Below are 3,409 nucleotides of genomic sequence, written 5' to 3'. Positions count from 1 at the left end.
CACACCAACGCCCCAGGACTGCCAAGCCATCAAAACGTCCCAGCCGGCCGGGGAACGAAAAACAAACGATCTACGAGACCTGACCAGTTACCNGCTGCTCAACGAGGTCGTGCAGATACTCGGCGGTGGCAGCAAAATCGTCGCGACCGTGCTGACGCCGTCCTCGGCACCGTGGCTCTACACGATCGACCCGGCGCTGCGTCAGGCGAAGACGGTGTTCACGTCGACGACGGCGAACACCGAGGAACTCCTGAACACACATCCCGACGTGCTGTTCAACAACACGGGCACCCAGACTCAGGCGAAGACGACGAGTGTGGGTGTTCCCACGCTCCAACTGGCCTTCCAGACGTTCGACGGGCTGAAGAAGGTCGTCAGCACGACCGCCGACGTGCTGGGGCCCGCGGCCAGGACTCAGGCGCAGCGCTACAACGCCTATCTCGACGCGAAGCTCGCCCAGATCCGCGCGACGAGCTCGACGATCCCGACCGAGCAGCGGCCCAAGGTGCTGCACATCTACTCGTTGAACCCGCTGGTCGTCGACGGCACCGACAGCATCATCGACGAGTGGAGCACCGCCGCCGACGGCCGCACCGCCGCCGAGGTGAAGGGCACCGTCCGGCCGACGACCACCGAGGCCGTCGCCAGCTGGAATCCAGATGTGATCATCCTCGCCAGCAGTGCGTTCACCGGCAACGACACCGGCCAGCAGACGCTGGCGAAACTGACCACGGATCCGTTCTGGAAGAACCAGCCGGCGGTCCGCAACAACCGCGCCTACATCAATCCGACCGGCGGCTGGCACTGGGACCGGTACGGCATCGAGGAGGCCCTCCAGATCCGGTGGGCGGCGAAGACGCTGCATTCCGCGGAGTTCTCCGGGCTGAACATCCTTCAGGAGACCAGGACCTTCCTCCGCGACTTCCTGCACTACAACCTGACCGACGCACAGGCGACCAGGATCGTCGACGCCGAGAATCCCGCATAGGTGACGGGGCCGGGAGTCCACGCCGACCGGCCCCGCTTCCACGACCCCGGCCCGCCCCCCGCCACACCGTGTCCACCCGCGACACCGCCACCCGCGACCTCACGACACGGAACGCTCTCGGGCCTACGCAGGGAGTCAATGGCAGACGTGCTATTCGCAGTAGACGGCGGCGGTGAATATCATGGCAACTATCTGCCAGGTCGGATTTTCAGATAGGCCGATGCCCTTACCTTCGAGCCATAGATCCAGGCCGTCGGTCCAAGCTGATGCCGCCTCGATGTACATGTGAGTCCTGGGATTCTCCGTCACGATCTTCCCTGTCTCAATTTCGGCGACGAGGTGTTCCAGGTAGCTGACAAGACCCGCCCGCCCGTGTACGTCTTCCGGCCGAACTATCGCTCGGTCCTCCATACACCGCCTCCCTCTCGAACCTTGGTCGAGGTCCCGACCTCTCCCGGGTCGAACTTCCCCCTTCGTTGGGGCTCTTCAGGTCTCGATCCGGCCCGGGGTGCCGCTGCGGTCACTGAGACTGTAATACCAGCCGCTTCGCTCAGTGGTTCCCCAGATCTCGTCGCATGGAGCCTCCGCTTACCCAGGTTTGTGTCTGGATCGAGTCCTTGCGAGCTCGAGGTCGGAGGTACGGGCGCTGAGGCGCAACTGTCCACCTGAGGTATACCCACCCGAGACCAAAGTCAGTTGATCGCCCAGAACAGGCCACTCGGAGAGACCGATGGGTAGATCGCTGATCAGTACCCGGTCGACGACTCCGATCTCTCCGGAGGGTACTCGGGCCCTAAGTCCGTATGGCATGTGGCCGATCACGACCGCGGTGACGATCTGCCACTTCGCCAGGCGTGGAAATGCGTGGCTCATCCGCCGCTCCAAGGAGATTCTGGGAAGGAGTTGAACTCGTCGAAGAGCTCGCAACCTCGACTCCGGCCACTATTTCGCCTTCCTTGTGAATGATCGGTAGACCGGCAAGCCGAAGTTCTCCGCGGATACGCTCGGCGAAGTCCTCGAGCGCCCGAAAATCCTCGTCCGTCAAGTGACCCTGGTTTTGCACTTTTCCCCAGTCCGTTCTTGATCTTTCAGGGCGGTCGTTCGCGCTTCACATCATCCGGCAAGATCCCGACAGCCCACGTGAGACACGCCCTTACAGTCGCAGGCCCCCGTCAGGAGACGGCCAGTACTCGCTTAACCTGGTCGACCTCGGCCTGCGGGTAAGGGTAGGCCGGCCAAAGCTCTTGAAAATGTTTGACCCCTGCCTTCTCCATCAGGTCGACAGTGGACATCAAGACGTCGGCCGCAAACGCTCTGGCGTCGATATTCCTGGCTGACCACTGAACTTTGCCTGCGCCTTTACCCCATTCATCGTGCCTCTCTATTCGTATGTTCAGAAGAGGTTGGCTCGATTCGAGAACCAGCCGGATCTCGCCAGGCTCGTTGTCAAAGGAACACTCCTGGCGCTCCTCGCCGTTCAGGACTCCCAGTATGGAGACGAGAAGTACCCTGAACACGTCCGTCGAGTCACCGACTGTCGTGCGATATGCAGCGACACCCTCGCTCGCCAGCTCAAAAGATGCCCAGCCATGTATTACCTTGGTCCAGGTGAAGATGCGCTNCGTCACAAAAGGAACCCTTTCTGGACGCTTGATCGCTATTTCGGATAAGCGGTCCATATTCTTCCGTCACGCACAACGATTTCTGCAACGTTGGTCTCGTTTCCAGCACCGTTGATACCAATCGTGCGTCCAAAGTTATACTGGTGTAGGTGGCCAGGACCGTTGGGATTAGGTAGCTCGGGCGAGTTGTCGACGCCTCGCCGGAGATTTTCGCCGAGAACCTGCTGATCCTCGCTGTTCCAGATGAAATCCTCGTTGAACTCTCCAGGCAGGTTGGGGCTGCCGTCTCGTATGGCTAGATCGCGAGCTCCCGGACCGTGCCGGTACTCGACGTGGGCCAGTCGGTTGTCATCGATTGAGGCGTTTCCGCCGCTGTTGTGGACGAGGACTGGTGTGGTGCCGGCGAGGACGTAGTAGGTGTGGAGGGTGTCGACGGTGAGGTTGTAGACGGTCCGGGTCTGGTCGCGGTCGTGGGTGGCGGTGACAGGGACGTCGGCGCCGGTGGGAGTGCGCAGCCGGTCGGCGGAGGTGAGCTGGTCGGCGTCGACCCAGCCGTGGTGGGCATCATCCCAGAACGGATGATGATCGGTCGCAGTGAGGGTTCGTGGACCATCCGCCGTGGCCACGGTGACATCGACAAGATGCTTCAGGCCATGGCCGACGATGACCGCGGTGACGGTGTGAACCTCGGTACGCCCGGTCGTCGGGTCGGTGGCCAGGACCCGGTCACCGACCTTCACCTCCTCAATGCGCTTACGGGTGCCATCAGCCAGGAGGACCTCGGTGGCACCGTCAAAAC

The 3,409-nt window shown here is 62.0% G+C and carries 3 protein-coding genes; 1 reads left to right on the top strand and 2 read right to left on the bottom strand.

Annotated features, from left to right (window positions below):
- The first annotated feature begins 109 nt into the window (after nt 1–109).
- Complete coding sequence (locus tag UK82_RS43670; protein WP_052681222.1) at nt 110–988, top strand: ABC transporter substrate-binding protein; 879 nt, start codon at nt 110–112, stop codon at nt 986–988.
- Between the two features lie 150 nt (nt 989–1,138).
- Here UK82_RS43670 and UK82_RS30465 read toward each other — a convergent pair whose 3' ends face one another.
- Nucleotides 1,139–1,399 carry a hypothetical protein gene (locus UK82_RS30465; RefSeq protein ID WP_044886493.1) on the bottom strand — a complete coding sequence of 87 codons (261 nt, stop codon included), beginning with the start codon at nt 1,397–1,399 and terminating at the stop codon, nt 1,139–1,141.
- A gap of 1,246 nt (nt 1,400–2,645) precedes the next feature.
- The coding region (locus UK82_RS30455) for a polymorphic toxin-type HINT domain-containing protein (protein ID WP_236706629.1) at nt 2,646–3,409 on the bottom strand (764 nt) is incomplete at its 5' end.

The organism is Frankia sp. ACN1ag (assembly GCF_001414035.1).
Taxonomy (GTDB): Bacteria; Actinomycetota; Actinomycetes; order Frankiales; family Frankiaceae; genus Frankia; species Frankia torreyi.
This window is presented reverse-complemented; position numbering and strand designations above follow the sequence as displayed.

Excerpts from the sequence above, each read along its gene's own strand:
- UK82_RS30465 (WP_044886493.1), bottom strand. The coding sequence starts at position 1,399 with ATGGAGGACCGAGCGATAGTTCGGCCGGAAGACGTACACGGGCGGGCG.